This window comes from Saccharophagus sp. K07, from assembly GCF_014336955.1.
Classification (GTDB): Bacteria; Pseudomonadota; Gammaproteobacteria; order Pseudomonadales; family Cellvibrionaceae; genus UBA5868.
This window is the reverse complement of the sequence record NZ_QRAI01000001.1, coordinates 240001-258022: the sequence shown is the minus strand read 5'-3', so window position 1 is coordinate 258022 and position 18022 is coordinate 240001. Positions and strand designations below refer to the sequence as shown.

The following is an 18022-nucleotide window of genomic DNA, read 5'->3' as shown; positions in this document are numbered from 1 at the left end:
TGCAACATGAATTGTCTCACATCTGCACCCATTCATTTTATCATATGATATGTCTTATAAGTTCCGACGTTTTTTATAACTAACTCGATTCTTTTTTCTGCACTTACCATAAATAAAATCAGAGGCAAGCAACTTATGTCATCCCTAACACCAAAAGGCACTTGGCCGGGGCGAGGTTGCTCCGCAGTGATCGTTGCGCTGATTCTCAGCGCAACGATAGGCTGTGGCGGTAACAATGGGTCCAGCGGCTCCAACTCATCGAGTTCTTCATCCAGCTCATCCAGCAGCTCTTCGAGTTCCAGCAGCTCGTCCAGCTCTAGCAGTTCGTCTTCCGGTGGAATTTCCGATCAAGACGTATTGGTTTATGCAATTAATGCGGGCGGTTCATCTCCAGCCACTTTCCGCGGCGTTACCTATCGTGCGGATCGTTTCGCCTCCAGCGGTACACCGCAAATCGTCACGGATCCAATTGCGGGAGTTGATGAAGATACGCTGTTCCAATCTGAGCGTTACGGAAGTTATAGCTATGAAATTCCCGTATCCAATGCGACCTACAGTGTAGTGCTGCATTTTGCCGAGCTTTATCACACTTCTACCGGATCACGTTCTTTTAACGTAACCGTAGAAGGCCAAAGCGTTCTCAGCAATTTTGATTTGTTCGGTGAAGTGGGCCACGACACTGCATATTCCGTAACCGTACAAAACATCGCAGTAGCCGATAACAAACTGACCATCAATCTCACCACAGTGATCGATAACGCCACCATCAGCGGTTTTGCCATTTATTCCCGCGACGGCGGTGTATTTGAAGAGCCACCAGAGCCAGTATGTTCAACCGCTGATCGTCAATTGCCGACGGCTATTGATTACAACAGAGCGGTTACTCGTCCTGAACAACGCAATCCGCCATCTGGTCCTTACGGCTACGCGATTGAGCACGCTACTCAGACCTTGCCGAACCACACGATTTATCGTCCGGATCTGAGCAAAGTGACCAAGATCCCAATCGTGGCCTGGGGTAACGGCGCCTGTTCCAACATAGGTACTGAACAAGCCGACTTCCTGTTGCAAATTGCTTCACACGGCTACTTGGTCATCGCCAACGGTGGACCTTTCGGTTCCGGCAACAACGACGGCAAAGGTACTGAGTTGATCAAAGCCATCAACTGGGCAATCGCCGAAAACAGCCGTGAGTGCAGCCAGTTCTACGGCAAACTCGACGTGGAAAATGTCGGCACTATGGGTTGGTCATGCGGTGGCGGTATGGCTCACTACGCAGCTGTTGACCCACGCGTAAAAACAGCGGTGGCATTAAACAGCGGCCTCGGCATTTACGGCGACCGATTCGATTACTACCCACGCTTCCACTCTCCGCTGGCAATTTTCAACGGCGACCAGAGCGACGTGGCCTACAACCCCGGTCGTCAGCAGTACAGCGAAGTCAACAATGTGCCGATTTACCACGCCAACTACCCGATCGGACACGGCGATGCCTACTTCCAGGATAACGGTGGCGAATTCGGTATTGTCGCCGTCGGCTGGCTGAACTGGATGTTGAAAGGTGATGAAAGCGCAAATGGTAAAGGCATGTTCATTGGCAACAACTGCCGTCTGTGCCGTCAACCATGGACATCCATGCACAAAGGATTTAATTAATTTAGGAAACGCTTGCCCCAGCAATGGATTGCCGGGGCAAGCTGGCATAGGGATATGCCATTTTCTTGCTCTTCTCCCTTTTTGTTGTTTTAAGCTCCCTACTTTTCCGTTTACTCCGCACTTACTTGAAAATAATCAAAGTCCGCATAACCGCCGGCAGACTGTCGTGCGAAATTAAATAGAGCGAAGCGATAACCCATAAAATGGGTAAGCTCGTATGACATCTGCAAGGTATTGCCGAGCGACGTCCAATTGTTGCCATCCAAGCTGTAGGCAAAAGTGGCTTTATCCGTTTGATTGCGGAAATCACCGCGCACACGCAAATAGACAATTTCCTGATCCAGTGGAACCCGCGCAACTTCCGTGTGATTTTTGCCATTGTTGTTCACCATAACCACATAATTTCTTCCATTGCTGCGATTAACAGCGACATAACCATATTGATCCTGAAATGCGGCAATTCCTGCGGTATCGCCATCTTTAAGTCCTGTTACATCCAATTTCACCACGCCAGTGCTGGTCGGCCCGAACATACGTTGTGTCAGCGTATTGCGCGTCGCGTGAATATTGGCATCGACGCGGGTATTTTTCAGACGCAAAAAACCGGGGCGATCCGTTAAAGACCAGCCATTGGTTTCTGGATTGTGATTCCATTGCCAGACAATATCCAAGGATCCACTATTAAAGTCATCCGAACGGATAAGGCCGCTGACTTGGCGATCTTCGACATCAAAATTCAGCGTGGCAGGAACACTGCCAGCAACTGGCCAATCGTTTTGCCATGTCACAGGAACTAAATACGGAATTCTGCCCACCGCGCCGCTGTCGCGAAATGCGTACAAAAACCATTGGCCGTTCGGCGTGCTGATATAAGAACCCTGCGCGACACCTGCGCCATTGACATTTTCCCGCAGTACCACGCGCCCTTCATAAGGCCCAGTAATACTGCGCGAGCGATGAACAATTTGCGTGCGAGGTCCACCACTCGGCCAGACAATATTGGAGATGTAATACCAGCCGTTGATTTTTTGAATCTGAGTGCCTTCAGCTTTCAAAATAAAATTTGTACCTGCAATCGCAGAAGCACTTTGAATAATCGTCTGATTAATTCCACCCGATTTAATTGCTGTAGCATCGGCATTTAATTCGATCAAACGAACCTGGTCGGATCCATAGGCCAGATAATTACGCCCGTCGTCATCGAGCAGCAGTGAACTGTCATGATACAAATTCGGCAGCACTGACTGACTCCAGGTGCCGCCCTCAATATTGGTAGTTTTCCAAATATAGGTTCGATTAGTGGTGTAGGAAAATGAAGTCACATAGTAAGTGCCATTTTTGTAATTAATACTGCTCGCCCAGGTACCTTTGCCGTAGGCATTGCTGCCATTCAAATTCAGCGCATTATTATTCGCATCCAGCGCTGTATGGGCATAATTGACGACTTCCCAGTTTTTCAAATCCTTGGATTTCATGATAGGCACACCAGGGTTGAGATGCATGGTGGTGCTGCTCATGTAATAAGTATCACCAACCCGGATAACGCTCATGTCCGGCACATCGGCCCAAATATTGGGATTGGTTGCGCGCACTATTGGATAGACCGGCTTTTGTAATTCCCCGGTATCAGAAAATACCGCGATACCCGACAAGGTTCCATTGTCGACACTGGCGGTCAGTTTGATTGTTAAGCTGCCATCGCTGACATTTACGCCTCGAACAACACGTTCGTAAGCCGTGTCATGCCCGACTTCCTTAAATAAATCCAGATTGGTAAATATCACTTGATCCTCAACGGCCAAGCTGAAAGCCCGACCATTTTCGGCTGAATGGTAAAGCTCGTTAAAAAATAATCTTAAATCGTATTTACCATCAGAGACTGGAATTTCGTAGGAATAGTTGCCGTAACGCTCGGTCTGGAACAGCACATCCTGGTCCACACCAGAAATAGGATCACTCGTACTGTTCACGCTACCGCCGCGAAAATACTGATCTGCCTGAAATTCGATTCCAGCATATTCCGCCGCCGCACCACCTGCATTGATCGCAATCACCAATCGGTTCGAAATGGGAGCACCACTGGAAGAAGAGGAAGAGCTCGAGGAAGAACTGTTTGATGATGAACTGCTAGACGATGAAGAAGATGATGAGGAGGAAGAGCTTGTTTGTTCACCGCCAGAGGAAGATTGCTCACCACAACCTATGACCATGAGCAGTACAAATAAAATAGCAAAAATGCTTCTGGATCTTATCGACATATAGAGCACCCGGATAAAAAATAAGAATAGCCAAAGACACGACTGTTGAGCTAGAAATCGGAAAAATCAGCCGAGCGCAAGAACGGAGCGGGTCAAGATCCGGCTCACATGCGAGCGCCGGCATTTTCAAGACGACTTCTGATAAAAGTGGGAAGTCCCTTTCCCAATAACAGTCACAACGGTGCTTTCAGAGGCAATGGGTTTTATGGTCTTATTGTTTTGGATTCTGTTTTATGTAATTCATCAACCAGGTCATGGCCGGGCGAGGTGTTCCATTGTCTTGAATCAAACCCGAGCCTTCAATCCAGGTTCTGCCGACCACATAACCCCAGATGGTAATGCCTTTGACATGCGGATGGTTATAAAACACCGGGAAATGCGCTTGGAAATTCTGCAACTGACGCTGATCATTGGTTTCACCTATATCGTATTCAGAGATATAGATAGGAACGCGCAGCTGATTCCACAAGTTATCCAGAGCCGTTTGCACGGTTGATGCAGGAACATCTTTTAATTCGTGCGCCTGCAAACCAATCGCATCCACATAACCGCTTGGGATGGCGGATTTGGCCAGTGTAATAAATTCATTATGCTGCCAGCGGATATTGTTGTAGTCGTTCAGAATAAGAATGGAATTGGGGCAATATTTGCGAGCCAATTGGAAGACTCGGACAATCCAATCATTACCAAAGGCTTTTTGCGCATATCCCGCAGGTTGATGTCCAGGCACGGCTTCATTGACCACGTCGATCATGGCAGTGTCAGGGTAGCGAGCACAATAATCGCGGATCCACTCTTCAATTTCCTCAGCGATTTCTGGTCCGCTCAAATTGTTCAACCAAGACGGTGATTGTGCACCCCAAACAAAGGTGTGGGCTTTAACTGGGATATTGTGTTGCCGAGCGTATTCATAAATATGATCCACTGGCGCCCAATTATATCGATCGCGAGTACCTTCAACTGAGCCCCATTTGCCTTCGTTTTCTGGCGTAATCTGGTTCCAATACTGAATAAAATCGGAACGCACATTGCCGGATGTGGTGATATTACCGACAAAGAACTTATGATCTTTGCCTGGAACTACCGGCGGCTCGACAAATTTTCCACCTGCGTTGGAATAGATCGCAAATGCACTGATGGTGCCGTTGTCGATACTGGCGCTCAACTCAATCGTCAGTTTTTCATCTGCCACCATAATATTCGGCACTATGATGTCGTAGGCATGGTCATGGCCGGCGACCTTATATAAATCGAAATCTGTAAATACCGGCTGCCCTTCCACCGTTACACTGAAAAGACGGCCGCTTTCAGCTTGGTGAAACAGTTCGACAAAGCGCAGATGCACACTGTAAGTAGAGTTGGTAACGGGAATTTCGTATTTAAAATTGCCGTAGCGCTCGCTTTGATAAAGCACATCATCCGTAGTGCCGTCGATAGCATCGGCGGTGGAATTGGGGGAACCGCTGGAGGCAAAACGATCCGCTTTATATTCCACGCCGCCAACGGTTACGGCAGAACCACCCGCATTAATCGCATAAACCAGTGACGATCCCGCGGGAATCGTGCCCGAACTCGATGCGGAACTGCTGGAAGAACTGCTGGATGATGACGAAGACGAACTACTTGAAGATGAACTGCTTGAGGAAGAGCTGCTTGTCGAACTGCTGGATGAATTTGTTGTGCCGCCCGAAGACGTGCCGCCGTCGCTACCGCAGCCCACAAATAAAAATGCGCATCCGGCAATTGCCAACATGCGCATGCTCAATAACCGATTGGTGAAATATTGCTTATTCATAAAAGCTCCTCGTTTTTGCTTATTAGAATTAAGCGCTGCCTTCGCGGCAGCGCTTCCTAGCCCCAATTTTTGTTAGCTTTACTTTTTCAATTTGAGCAAGCCCAATTTATAAGGCTCGCCACCGTAATCCCCGTTTACTGAATTTCCGGAATCGCCCTGATACAAAAACTGCAAATTACAGGGATCAATGGTGAGATATTCGTCGTAGCCGGATCTCACCAATTCACCGTGACTGATACCGGTGGCCCATTTTCCTTGCGGCCATGTGACATTGGCTTCGCCAGCGAAAGGATTTTCTTCAGTGTCGGCAAGCGCAGTCCAGGGACCGTCCAGGCTCGTTGATGTCCAGGAGCGGAAATAACGCGGACCGTATCCCGGTGTTCGATAGGCTTCAACCAGCAACAAATATTTATTGGTGCCGTCGACCTTGTAGACGTTGGCCGCTTCGAATAAAAAGCTTGCGCCATTGCCGCGGTGGTCTTCCATGACGATGGAGTAGCCATTGAAATTCGGGAAATTCTCGCGTGTGGTTTTGGATTTATAGAGCACACCGTCATCGCGCGAGAAAAACAAATGGCAGTGGGTGTCGTCGCAAATCACCCAATAATCCAATTCCGGTTTATTGGATTCGATCGGCGGGCCGTTGCGGAGAAAATCCGTTCTGCGCGTCCAGCTGTTGACGTTGGTAATATCCGTGGTAGTCGCATAACCGCGTCCCCATTGGGTGAAGATGTACCACTTGTTGTGCGGGCGATAGAAAAATACCTGTGGCGCAACCGTATTGCCCACCTGCGTGCCATTCATGGGGATATGCTGTGCATTAGCCGCCTGATTCCAATCGGTAAAATTCAAATAAACGGATTTCCAATTGCCGTCATTAATGGTCGCCCAAATATGGAAACGTCCGTTGTAATGCACTATGGAAGGATCTTTAATTCCAAACGCGCCATTTTTAGGTGAAATCAAAGGTCCACTGGATTCCCATTGGAAACGCGTTGGCAAATCGCAGGTCTGCGTCACCGGGTCCAAAGTGCCGTCATAAGGCCCTATGTGGATCCAATCGAGATCGAGATAACTTTCGCCGCTGACAGTAACGCGAATTTTTTGATAACCCGCCTGCAAACGAATTTTTCCCGCCGACCAGGTTTTGAATTCGCCCCACGCGCTCACCGTCGGCACGGTAAACGACTCAACCAGAGCGGTATTACATTGGGAAATTTTCAGGGTGCGCCCGGCGTTGGTGGAGCCGGAACGAATGGTCACGTCATATTCACCTGCCGTTGGAACATACACGGTGTATTCCAGATATTCTTCACTGGTCATCCAACCGACGGCGTGTCCACCGCTGATGGTTTTGATATCGACGCCGGTATCCGTGCGGTAAGCACCGCCCTCATTTTCTTCCGACGAATCCATATAACCATTAGGGTCAAAATCCTCAGCCTCGATTCGACCCGGAATCTGCGGAACCATCATTTGAAAAGCGTTACGCGCTTCACTCGCACAGGTCGGATGCACAATTCCGCTGGAGCTACTGCTGGAGGACGATGATGAACTGCTGGAGGACGAGCTTGAGCTTGATGAAGATGAGCTACTGGACGAGGAACTCGACGAGTTGGCATTGCCCGGTGCCGGCTGCTCGCTCCCACAACCGGTTACTAAAAGCGTCATCAGCAAAGCGGACGCCGTATGCGCAATCAATCTTGTGCCAAATCTTCCGCGCTTGACGTTTTGATTCATATTTTTTCACTCGCGTATGTAGCTGTTGTTATGTCAGATGCCTTTGCGTGAAAAAGACGCGAGCGCCAACATCCCGCTCGCGTAACTCACCATGCAATCATCAGGATGAAGCTGGTCTTCACTGCTGAGGAGTTACGCTAGCGAAATCGAAAACAAAAGGATTTGATTCGGGGTTCTTTTTTTAAAAAATAACTAAAAGTTGAATTTTTTTTATCTTATTTTTTCCAAATTTTCATTTTTTATCACAGAACTGTGAAAAAATTCACTTTTTGTCACTGAGATCATAAGTCGACAAAAAAACGGGAGGGACTGCCAAAAGAGGGGGCTTACATGGAAATCAGAGGTCTCAGCGAAGATGATTGCGTCTCACCCGACGATTGGCTCGTCGGAGTGTGACGCAATTAAAAGACAAACTTAACAGGCAAAATTAGAGCAATTCCCAAGTTGCGCGCTCGGACTGTTGTGCTTGCACCAAAGCCTGTTCCGCGCGCTCCCGCGCATCGTCGAAGGATTCACCGGTTTTTGCTTCCGTCACGCCGATTTTCATGGAAACCTGGGTGGCCCCATCTCCTGCACTGCTCTGCACTGAACTGACTAAGCGCACTATGAGGCTGTCCAGATTGTCCCGATTGATACGGGAAATGATCACAAACTCGGCCCTTTCCCAACGGCCGAACAAGTCACTGCTGCGAAGTTCTTTCGCTATGGCCGCCGCACATTTTTTCAGCGCTTCAGTCTCGAGCACCTTATCTGTTCTGGCGGCACAGCCCAAGCCCACCGCCATAACGTACATATTAGGGGTTTCCACCGGAAAAGTGCGCTCTGCCGCCGCTTTTACACCCGTGCGATTGGGGCAATTCAGCTCGCGATCAACCCCCTCATCACCATGCATCTGTCCTTTGCGTCGCAAGTAGGTTTGCGCAGCAAACAACAGCAGTCCTGCAGCTACGGACAAGGCGATCCAAGCCACCAGTGCAGTACGAGATATCACCGATTTTACCGCGAGAATCTCCCTCAGCTTGATTCGGTGCACACCTTCAACCGGCTCACTGGGAAAATTCACCCCCAGCTCAAAAACTGAGTCGAATTTGGGACGGCGCAAATCCTCCGGCGGGTTGAAGCGGTTAATCCACCACTGCGCAACCTCAATTTGTCCGAAGTCGATATAGGCGGTATTGCCTTTGATTTCAAAATCCGTGATGAGATAGGGAACCCGATCATATTCAGCATCGCTGCGCGGCAATACCTTGGAGTTGCGCATATAAAATCTTAAAACTTTATTCTTACCTGAATATTCGTAGGAAATCTGCAATCCATCATAGCCGGACAAATCGATCGCCCGGCCATCGCCGAATTCAAAATAATCCGGAAAATCATAGTTTTTTGAGCGGGGATTTTTGTATTTGATGACAATACCGCAATAAGGGCTGGGAAGGCCGTAAGCAATGCGGCATTCATAGAATGTACTGGTTCTATCCACCCAGGAAACCGCGCTGGCGCCTTGTGGCTCGGCAGAGTCCGAAAACAGATGCGCGGCAACGCCTTTCTGCGGATAGAGCACGAGGGTTTCCTTCGGACTGACAAATGCCGCCAGAATGCCAGCCGCCAGGAATGCCGCAACGAACAGATAGAGAATATTAAATAGGCGGGAGGACCGTTTGCTTAGCATTGGCCTGTTCCTTCCAACCTACTGTTTTCTTCCCAAAGCATTCCCAATTCAAAAACCTTTGCGCGGCATCCTCCGTGAGATCTCCCCTCTTCCGCTTTGCTGCCTATTTGGTCAATTAAATTCATGTATAAGTTGATGCCTTAACTGTGCCGGGTTACTCACGAGTTCAACGAGCTAGAAGTCGTCTTGCATCTCAGCCGTGATTTGAGATGACCTCTAGTCTTAACTAAGCATAAATAGAGTTCTGCTTAAGCCAGTTTAGACGCCATTTCGCTTATAAGCATTGAAAGTTCCACCCTTCTTTATAACGGAAAAGAATGGATTCCAAGAAAAATCCCTTAGAACAACCTAAGCCTACATTCCCGTTCCCGGGCCAGCGCAAACGGGCTGCGTGATTGAGTTTTGGATATGGAAGGTATCGGTGCGGTAATATTTCGCTTATTTATTGCGCTGGATGCCCCGTTATGCGAGTCAAATTGGCCCACAAACTGTTCCTGATTAACGCGAGCATCATGCTCATCTTGACTGCGGCCTTTATATCCCTCAGTTATTTCTCCAGTAAGAGCATGTACAGCAATGCGCTCAACGGGATCGACCGCGAAGTAATGGATGTTCTCTCCAAAACCTTGAGCGAACACTACAGCCAGCATCAGTCCTGGGATGCCTTCACCAGCAACCCTTCTCAATGGCAACAAACCGTCGATAAAACCTTTTTTTCCGTGTTTTTTTCCTTGATGGCCAAAGCCGCCAAGGATATAGGCGCACCTATGGCAATGGGTATGGCTCCGCCGGAATACCAGGATATGCCCAAATGGGAATTTCCCTTCGGCACTTTTTTACAAAGACTTTCTTTGCTCGACTCGCAAAAAAATGCGTTGATAGAGCCGGAAATTTTCAATCAGGCGGCGACTTATAAAGCGATAAAAGTCAAAGGCAAAACGGTCGGCTGGCTCAGAGTGGGTAGCATTAATGTGGATATGCTGCCGCTGGCGCAGTATTTTTTTGATCAGCAACTCCGAATTGTCTACTGGTCATGTCTGCTCGGCGGACTGCTCGCCATTTTGTTGAGTTTCACGCTGTCTCGCCATATCACCGCACCGATCACTCACCTCACGGCTATGGCACGACGCATCGCCAAACGCGATTTTCGCAGCCAGGTCGATATTCAAACACGCGATGAATTGCAGGAATTGGCTGAGGGTTTTAACTACGCGTCGCGCGAGCTGGATCTCTACCAACGCCGGCAGAAACAATGGCTGGCAGACGTTTCCCATGAGCTCAAAACACCGCTGACGGTTTTGGTGGGTGAAGTTTTCGCGATTTGCGACGATCTTTCCAAATGCGATGAAACCACGGCCGAGCTGCTGCAAAGTGAAGCACTGCGAATCAAACGCATCGCCGACGACCTCCATCAATTGTGCCTGATTGATGAGCACGGCATTCCCTTAAAGCCGCAACCCATTTCCCTGCAGTCGATCTTGCAAGAAAAAGTGCTGTACTACTACGGACGCTTCCAGCAAAAAGGAATCGAAATACACGAAACTTATCTCGAAAACCCTCACATGGTGATGGCCGATGGCGATAGAATTGCACAGGTTTTTTGCAATTTATTGGAAAACTGTCTGCGCTATTCACAGGCGCCTGGACATTTATTTATCCGCGAAGAAATTTCCAGCGCTGGAGTGCAGATTGCAATAGAAGACTCAGGCCCCGGCGTTCCTGAGGAGTCCTTGGATAAAATTTTCGAACGTTTTCACCGGATCGAATCGCCCTCCCGCTCGCACAACGGAGGTTCCGGCCTGGGACTGACCATTAGTAAAGAAATTATTCTGGCGCACGGCGGAGCCATTATCGCCAAACAGGGTGCACACGGCGGACTCAGAATTGAAATAACCCTGAGGGAAACCCATGAGTAAAACCATCCTCGTGGTGGAAGATGATGAACGTATTGCAAGCCTCATCTGCAAATATTTGCAGATGGAATCCTACGCCTATCACGTGGCGCGCACGGGCCTCGACGCTATTACATTATTTGAAAAGACCAAACCGAATTTGGTTATTCTCGATTTGATGTTGCCATCCATTGATGGCGCCGCAGTTTGCCAGAAAATTCGGGCCATATCCGATGTGCCGGTGATTATGGTTTCCGCGCTGAGTGAAGAATCCCATCGCCTCGAAGGTTTTTCCATAGGCGCGGATGATTATATTTGCAAGCCTTTCAATCCGCGCGAATTAATGGCGCGCATCAAAGCTGTGTTGCGCCGGGCATCGCCCAGCGAACCGCGCTTGCTGTCCTACGGAACCATCCATATGGATTTGGATGAACGGACCGTCAAAGTCAGCGGCCAGCCGATAACCTTGACGCAGGTGGAATTTCGTCTGCTGGAAGTGTTGCTGTCCAACCCCTCGCGAGTATATTCCCGCGAAGAATTATTGGAGGGCTGCCATATTGAATATTCCGAATCCTCCGTTCGCTCCATCGATTTCCATATCAAAAACCTGCGCCGCAAACTTCATCCATTAACAGAAGATAAATTGATTAAAACGGTTTATGGCTTTGGCTATAAATTGATTTAATGACCCATCTTTCTCAATTTAAAAACGCATAAAAAAACGCCGCTAAAATCAGCGGCGTTTTGGTTTTTTCAGCGGCCAGAAAATCTGGCCGCACATGATTAGAACTGACTGATAAATTGCCAAGCTTCTCCAGGAATCCAGGATTTGGCTTGTCCGCGATCTTTTTCTGTCGGGTTGTGGTCACCGTCAAATGCACACCAGCGCACTGGATATCCCTCGCGGCAGCCTTGGAAGGATGTACAAATGTGTGTACCACTTCCGCGTGCTGGTTCAGGCGCATTGGTTGCGGCGCAGCCGTTGTTGCGCGCGATGCGGTCGCGGATTGAGCGGCCTTGAGAAATATTCAACACTGAGTCAAAGATGCCGTGCGCACCGAAATATGCGATTGGTGCAGTACCGCCGTCACAACCACTCAACTGTGCACCAGCGTAAAGAGCAACACCGCGGAAAACATCCGCGCGAGCACAAGCGATTGCGTTCGACATACCGGCACCGTAACTGAATCCGGTGGCAAAAATGCGTGACTTATCGATACACAGACCGTTTTGCACTTGATTGAGGATTTCATCGGTCAACGCCAAGTCGCGACCGCCAGTGTTAGCCCAGCCAGAGTCCAGACCTTCCGGCGCAACGAAAATAGTGGAGTTGTTAGCCAAGTCCCACAAACCGTAGAAAGGATCTTCGGTAGAACCGCCCTGACCGCCCTGAGCAACCTGGTTCGCGTTACCTCCCAGCCAGTGATAAGCGAAGATCAAGCGATAAGGTGTCTGGTTGTTGTAGTTGCTGGGCGTACGCAGGATATAAGAACGGTTGGTGCCACCGACATTGATGTTGATGCGACCATCTTGCACGGTGCGCGCCTTACCGCAACCGGCGCTGGGCACAACGGCGCCCGGCTCAGGCTCAGGTGGCTCAACAAATTTACCGCCGGTGTTGGAATAAACTTCCACGGCGCTGATAGTGGCGTTGTCGATGCTGGCAGTCAGCTCAATAGTCAGACTTTCATCCGCCACCTGCACTGGCGGCACTACTACGTCGTAAGCCTTGTCGTGGCCCACTGTTGTATACAAATCCAGGTCGGTAAATACGGGCTGACCTTCCACCGTTACACTGAACAGTCGGGCGTTAGCTGCGGTTTGAAACAACTCCACAAAACGCAATTTCAGGCTGTAAGAAGAATTGGTTACCGGAATTTCATATTTGTATTTGCCGTAGCGCTCAGTCTGATACAACACGCCTACATCCGTGCCGCTGATGGTATCGGTCGTGGAGTTGGGTGAACCGCCAGTTGCAAATCGGTCCGCGTTGTACTGGATTCCACCAGCGGTCACTGCAGCGCCGCCAGCATTTAACGCATAAACCAAAGTCGAACCAGCCGGAATACCGCCGCCCGATGAAGAACTGGATGAGCTGCTTGAAGAACTGCTGCTGGATGAACTGCTCGATGAGGAGCTGCTGGAACTGGAAGACGACGAGCTGGATGATGAACTACTGCTCGATGAAGGTTCTCCAGACGAGGAGCCACCTGGGCTTCCACATCCGGTCAAAGTCAAACTTGTGGCGACAGCGATTCCCGCCAATCGCGTTAGTATTTCGCAGCTCTTCATTATTTGCTTCCCCATAATCAGACGAGCCAAGCGCGACTCTCTGCCGCACTGGTCCCAGAGTTATTAGAAGCCATCACAAAATGCCGGCGCTTACCGGAATTTTGCGAGACTTCTAGCTATATATGGGGGAAACAATATCATATTATGATAATGTTTATGGGAAGCTTAACTCAGGTTTTCCAAGACATAGCGCACAAAATCTATTGCCGATTACCAGCGATCAGCTTGTGATCAGCATCAACGACAACCCCCTTCTTATTTGCCAATCTCAAATATCAGACAAAAGACGCGGATTCTTTCTGGTTTTTAGTTAATGGGCGCTGCGGCGCGACGCTGCAGTTTTCGCAAATCTGACTAGTACTGGAAGACAATAAATAAAGGCATGAAAGATCTTTTATTTAACGGCCATGATGTTGTGTTGATGCTGGTGATCGGCATCAGCTTTATGCTGTCTCTGCGCTCGGCGCTTTCTACGGGCCTGGCTCGAGCTGTGCGCACCTCTATGGCGATTTTTTTCCTGCTGAATGCCTTTATTTGCATAGACACATTGCTGTTTTGGGGCGATTCGATCAAATACGCAGCATTTAATCTCTCCCCTTGGCTGCCCACCATTTTCAGTTTCGCCTCCTTTGCCATAGGTCCGGTTTTATATTGGTTGATCCGTTCACAAACCGAGCCGGAAAATCCCATTCGGCGGGCGGATTTATTCCATTTGCTACCCGCATTGGCCACGCCTGTGTATTTATATTGGGCCTGCTACAGGTATCCTCTCGATCAGCAAATTGACTTGGTTCTGGAAATGGCCATTTTTGGTAAAACCGAGGCTTATTTTTTGCTATTCCTGACCCTCAAAAAATTAATGCCACTGATTTACGGCGTTACCTGTGTCACACTTATTTTTGAATATTTAAAAACCCACTCGGATTTACCCGCAAAAGCCAAGCGCGCACTCTCTCTTTACGCCGGCTTTTGCATTATCTGGGGCTGGATTTTAATGACCCACATTCTCGGCCAGCAGTTGCCGGTCGGCACTGCCGATGTGATGGGTATTTTCGGCAATTACATGACCCTCACGCTGGTGATTGCACTGTGGTTTAGCAATACCGAAGCATCAAGCTCGTTGATACCAATACCGGTTACACGAGAGGAAATTGCAGAAAATCCTCTCGAAACCGCCGAACCAATTCCCTCAACCGACGCAGAACTCGACGCAGACATTCTCACCCTTGCACAACGCATCGACCGTTTTATGCTGGCGGAAAAACCTTATTTAAATTCACGCCTGACCCTGGAGCGTTTCGCGCATCTTTTACAGGCTCCGCCGCGCCAAGTATCGCTCGCGATCAACCGTTGTTTTGAACAGAATTATCAGGAATACATCAACCGATTCCGGATTGAAGAAGCCAAGCGCCTACTGCGCGATCCCACATCCCAGGCACTGACGATTTTGGAAGTTGGTCAGCGTTCCGGTTTTAACAGCAAAGCAACCTTTAATCGTTTTTTTAAATCTTTTGTTGGCGTAACACCCACCGCATACCGCGAGCAAGCAAACGACTACCAGCAGAGGCATGACATAGACGCTGAGCTGGTGCCGCAAAACTCTCATTAAGACAATCCCAATCTTCCTCTGAACCGACGAGCGCCGAATAGGCGCTTGTGGACCATTTCGTCTTTTTAATCTTCCTTCTTTTTCTTCCATTTCGAACCAAGGATTTTGGGTCTCAGATTAACCTCCGTAAGTGCATCGCAAAATGATGTTTTCGGGCGCTCAGGCCGCGAAACCCGCCGTCAATCGTCTCAATTTGCTCCCAGAGGGTATTGAGACTTTACACTCCATGTGACCGGGCGCAGCCTTGACCGTTAGCGGTCAACCCTCTTGGACAGACCGCAGGCGGCAAACCCATTTGATGCACAGCTGATGCACGAGGATAACTATGAACTCTTTTAATAAACGACTGCTTCTCGGCGCCTCCCTGTTATGCGCCTTGGTGGGCGTATCCGTTCCCGCTCTGGCCAAACCTTATAAATCTGCGGAAATCTATACGCTGAACGCGGAACTCTACGGCAAATACGTCGTGCGCATGCGTGCCGCCAAAGGTAGCGGGATTATCTCCAACTTCTTCTTATGGAAAGACGGCTCAGAATTGCCAGAAGTGTTCTGGGAAGAAGTGGACGTCGAGGTATTCGGCAAAAACAACGCCCAATCCTGGCAGAGCAACATCATCACCGGCCATGGCACCACTCGTCATTCCGAGCAAGTACACCAACACCCCTTCTCATTTGGTGACGCGTACCACACCTTCACTCTGGAATGGCGACCTGACAGCGTACGCTGGCTGGTGGATGACCAAGTCGTTCGCACTACCACTGGCGATCAGGCCCGTGACCTTACGAACCACGCCCAATTCCGTTTTAACTTCTGGCCACCAAACAACCCAGCCTGGGTAGGCGACTGGAACGACAGCATCCTGCCTGTTTATATGTTCGTTAACTGGATCGAGTTCCACCGCTGGACCGGCGACGGCTTCCAATTCGCGTGGCGCGATGACTTCAACAGCTTTGATACCAACCGCTGGGGCAAGGCCGACTGGACCTTTGATGAAAACCGGGCGGACTTCCACCCGAACAACGCTGTAGTACGCAATGGCTATCTGGTTCTGGCGATGACCCGCGAAGGCCAAGAGGGTTACAACGGCACTCCGCCGGCTGACGTTGCATCCAGCAGCAGCTCATCCTCTTCGAGCTCTTCATCTTCAAGCTCGTCGAGCAGCAGCTCTTCATCGTCTTCCAGCAGCTCTTCAAGCTCTAGCAGCTCTAGCTCATCCAGCAGCAGCTCCAGCTCTTCAAGCGGCAGCAACCCCCCAGGCAACGGCTCCAGCGGCGGTGCCAAAGGCGGCGCATTTGATTTCGCTGCACTCCTGTCCATGTTGAGCTTGTTGGCCCTGGGCCGCGCTCGCCGCACCAAAGCTTGATTCGCGACATCTGCAAAAAAACAAAAGGGGCTTAATGCCCCTTTTTTGTTTTCGCTTACCAGCTGCCAAAGGCGTCACAGTTGGAGGCAAAAGATCCAGCCAAATGCTCCTTAATACCTCGCCGCCTCCCATGCGTGTAGCGCATGCTTGCGGATCTCGCCCCAACGATACCCTCCTAACGCTCCACTTTGCTGAATCACCCTGTGACAGGGAATTGCAACCGCTATGGGATTGGCGCCGACAGCTGTACCCACTGCCCGCGCCGCTTTGGGATGACCTATGGCCTGGGCGATCTGGTTGTAGCTGACCAAAGCGCCCGGCGGGATACGCAGGAGTGCGCGCCAGACGCTAACTTGGAAATTGGTTCCTGCCACACAGAGCGATAGGGGGCGGTCCGGTTTGGTGTCCGCGAACACCTGCTGAATCAACGTTTCAGTGCTACCCGGATTTTCCTGTAGAGCAGCCTGCCCCCAATGGCGACGCAGTTCCGCAAATTGCTCATCGATACCGCCCTCGCCCAAAAACGCCAACCGGCAAATACCTCGCGGCGTAATCGCTATAAATGCCTCGCCAAAAGGCGTGCTATGCACGCCGTAGTCGATCGCAAGCCCCTCTCCTGCGGCTTTGAATTGCCCCGGAGTCATTGCCTCCAACTGCACAAAATGGTCGTAAAGGCGCGAGCCGCTGCTCAGCCCAACCGTATCCGCTACCTCCAGCAACGGAATGGATTCGCGCAACAAGGTCTTCGCCCGCTCGACCGTCAACACCTGCAGAAATCGTTTAGGCGTCACACCAGCCCAGCGACAAAACAGACGCTGAAAATGGTAAGGACTCAGCCCCACATGGGCAGCGATTGCCTCGAGCGATGGTTGTTCCACCATATGCGTCACCATAAAGGCTATGGCGCTGCTGATACGGTCGTAGTCGTTCATGATCTCACCTTGCTTAAATCGTCCCTTGATTATCCCGCTCAGCCTGGGGCAAAGCGACCCGGATATTGCTGCGTCATACAGGTAACGCGGTTTTAACCACCGGGGATTTCAATACAAAGGAAGAGTGAACGCCGCTGACCCCTTTGATGCGGGTGAGCTTTTGCAGCAGGAACTGCTGGTAAGCATCCATATCCGTCACTATGACTTTCAACAGATAGTCGGCGCTCTGCCCCGTGATCAGGTGGCACTCCATCACTTCCGGAAAGCTTTCCACGGTTTTTTCAAAGGCTTCAAAACGCTCCGGCGTGTGCTTGTCCATGCTGATATGGATAAACGACATCAAGGTCAGGCCGAGTTTGCGCGCGTTGAGCAGTGCCACATAACCTCGAATCAACCCGTCCTCCTCCAATTGGCGGACACGGCGCAGACATGGCGATGGTGACAAGTTGATGGCATCAGCCAGTTCCTGGTTGGACATGCGACCATCCTGTTGCAGGCGCTCCAGGATCATGCGGTCGTAGCGATCGAGCTCCATAAAATCTCCGGAAGTTGATGGAAAAATTGGCTAGTCGACGAGGCTTTTGCTCTGCCTCGCCCCGCATATAGCAATTTATTTCAATTTATACACTTTCTGCGCAATTAAATTGCGCAATTTCTTTATATTAGATCATTTTGGCAATTTTCTGCCCGAGCACCACCACTATACTGATTAAGTCCTTCACCGAATCACCAGCCGTGAAACGGTGCCAGGCAAAGCCACAAGCTGCGCCGAACCAACCAAAGCCCACCAGGCATTGGCGTGATCAGGGACCCGAT

12 protein-coding genes are annotated in these 18022 nt (G+C 50.0%); 5 read left to right on the top strand and 7 right to left on the bottom strand.

Annotated elements, in window-relative coordinates:
• The first annotated feature begins 135 nt into the window (after nt 1-135).
• On the top strand, nt 136-1656 hold the full coding sequence (locus DWB84_RS01110) for a malectin domain-containing carbohydrate-binding protein (protein WP_187407917.1): 1521 nt from the start codon (nt 136-138) through the stop codon (nt 1654-1656).
• Nucleotides 1657-1766: 110 nt separating this feature from the next.
• Here DWB84_RS01110 and DWB84_RS01105 read toward each other — a convergent pair whose 3' ends face one another.
• The 4 genes from DWB84_RS01105 to DWB84_RS01090 all read right to left on the bottom strand — a co-directional run bounded on the left by DWB84_RS01105 (nt 1767) and on the right by DWB84_RS01090 (nt 9118).
• The gene (locus tag DWB84_RS01105) at nt 1767-3914 is read right to left on the bottom strand and encodes a family 43 glycosylhydrolase (protein ID WP_222867975.1); all 2148 of its coding nucleotides are present in this window, start codon (nt 3912-3914) and stop codon (nt 1767-1769) included.
• 211 nt (nt 3915-4125) lie between these two features.
• A complete protein-coding gene (locus DWB84_RS01100) occupies nt 4126-5709 on the bottom strand; it encodes an endo-1,4-beta-xylanase (RefSeq protein ID WP_187407916.1) in 1584 nt (527 codons plus the stop codon).
• Between the two features lie 78 nt (nt 5710-5787).
• Nucleotides 5788-7449 carry a non-reducing end alpha-L-arabinofuranosidase family hydrolase gene (locus DWB84_RS01095; protein WP_255428772.1) on the bottom strand — a complete coding sequence of 554 codons (1662 nt, stop codon included), beginning with the start codon at nt 7447-7449 and terminating at the stop codon, nt 5788-5790.
• Between the two features lie 427 nt (nt 7450-7876).
• Nucleotides 7877-9118, bottom strand: a complete 1242-nt coding sequence (locus DWB84_RS01090; RefSeq protein ID WP_187407915.1) for a diguanylate cyclase domain-containing protein — start codon at nt 9116-9118, stop codon at nt 7877-7879.
• A gap of 464 nt (nt 9119-9582) precedes the next feature.
• On the opposite strand from DWB84_RS01090, the gene DWB84_RS01085 reads away from it, so the two are divergent.
• Both DWB84_RS01085 and DWB84_RS01080 read left to right on the top strand, forming a co-directional pair.
• On the top strand, nt 9583-11034 hold the full coding sequence (locus DWB84_RS01085; protein ID WP_187407914.1) for an ATP-binding protein: 1452 nt from the start codon (nt 9583-9585) through the stop codon (nt 11032-11034).
• Nucleotides 11027-11695 carry a response regulator transcription factor gene (locus DWB84_RS01080; protein ID WP_187407913.1) on the top strand — a complete coding sequence of 223 codons (669 nt, stop codon included), beginning with the start codon at nt 11027-11029 and terminating at the stop codon, nt 11693-11695. The genes DWB84_RS01085 and DWB84_RS01080 overlap by 8 nt, the downstream gene beginning before the upstream one ends.
• Nucleotides 11696-11793: 98 nt before the next feature.
• Here the strand turns inward: DWB84_RS01080 and DWB84_RS01075 are convergent, their stop codons facing one another.
• Nucleotides 11794-13302: a malectin domain-containing carbohydrate-binding protein gene (locus DWB84_RS01075; RefSeq protein ID WP_187407912.1), complete on the bottom strand. Its 1509-nt coding sequence runs from the start codon at nt 13300-13302 to the stop codon at nt 11794-11796.
• Between the two features lie 382 nt (nt 13303-13684).
• Between DWB84_RS01075 and DWB84_RS01070 the strand changes: the two genes are divergently transcribed.
• Both DWB84_RS01070 and DWB84_RS01065 read left to right on the top strand, forming a co-directional pair.
• Entirely contained in the window at nt 13685-14911 is a 1227-nt protein-coding gene (locus DWB84_RS01070) for an AraC family transcriptional regulator (protein WP_187407911.1), read from the top strand.
• A gap of 325 nt (nt 14912-15236) precedes the next feature.
• Nucleotides 15237-16274, top strand: a complete 1038-nt coding sequence (locus DWB84_RS01065; RefSeq protein WP_187407910.1) for a family 16 glycosylhydrolase — start codon at nt 15237-15239, stop codon at nt 16272-16274.
• A 110-nt stretch (nt 16275-16384) separates the two neighbouring features.
• On the opposite strand, the gene DWB84_RS01060 is transcribed toward DWB84_RS01065, so the two are convergent.
• Together DWB84_RS01060 and DWB84_RS01055 are read right to left on the bottom strand one after the other, a co-directional pair.
• Nucleotides 16385-17206: a bifunctional transcriptional activator/DNA repair enzyme AdaA gene (locus DWB84_RS01060; RefSeq protein WP_187407909.1), complete on the bottom strand. Its 822-nt coding sequence runs from the start codon at nt 17204-17206 to the stop codon at nt 16385-16387.
• Between the two features lie 73 nt (nt 17207-17279).
• A complete protein-coding gene (locus tag DWB84_RS01055) occupies nt 17280-17741 on the bottom strand; it encodes an Lrp/AsnC family transcriptional regulator (RefSeq protein WP_187407908.1) in 462 nt (153 codons plus the stop codon).
• Between the last annotated feature and the right edge of the window lie 281 nt (nt 17742-18022).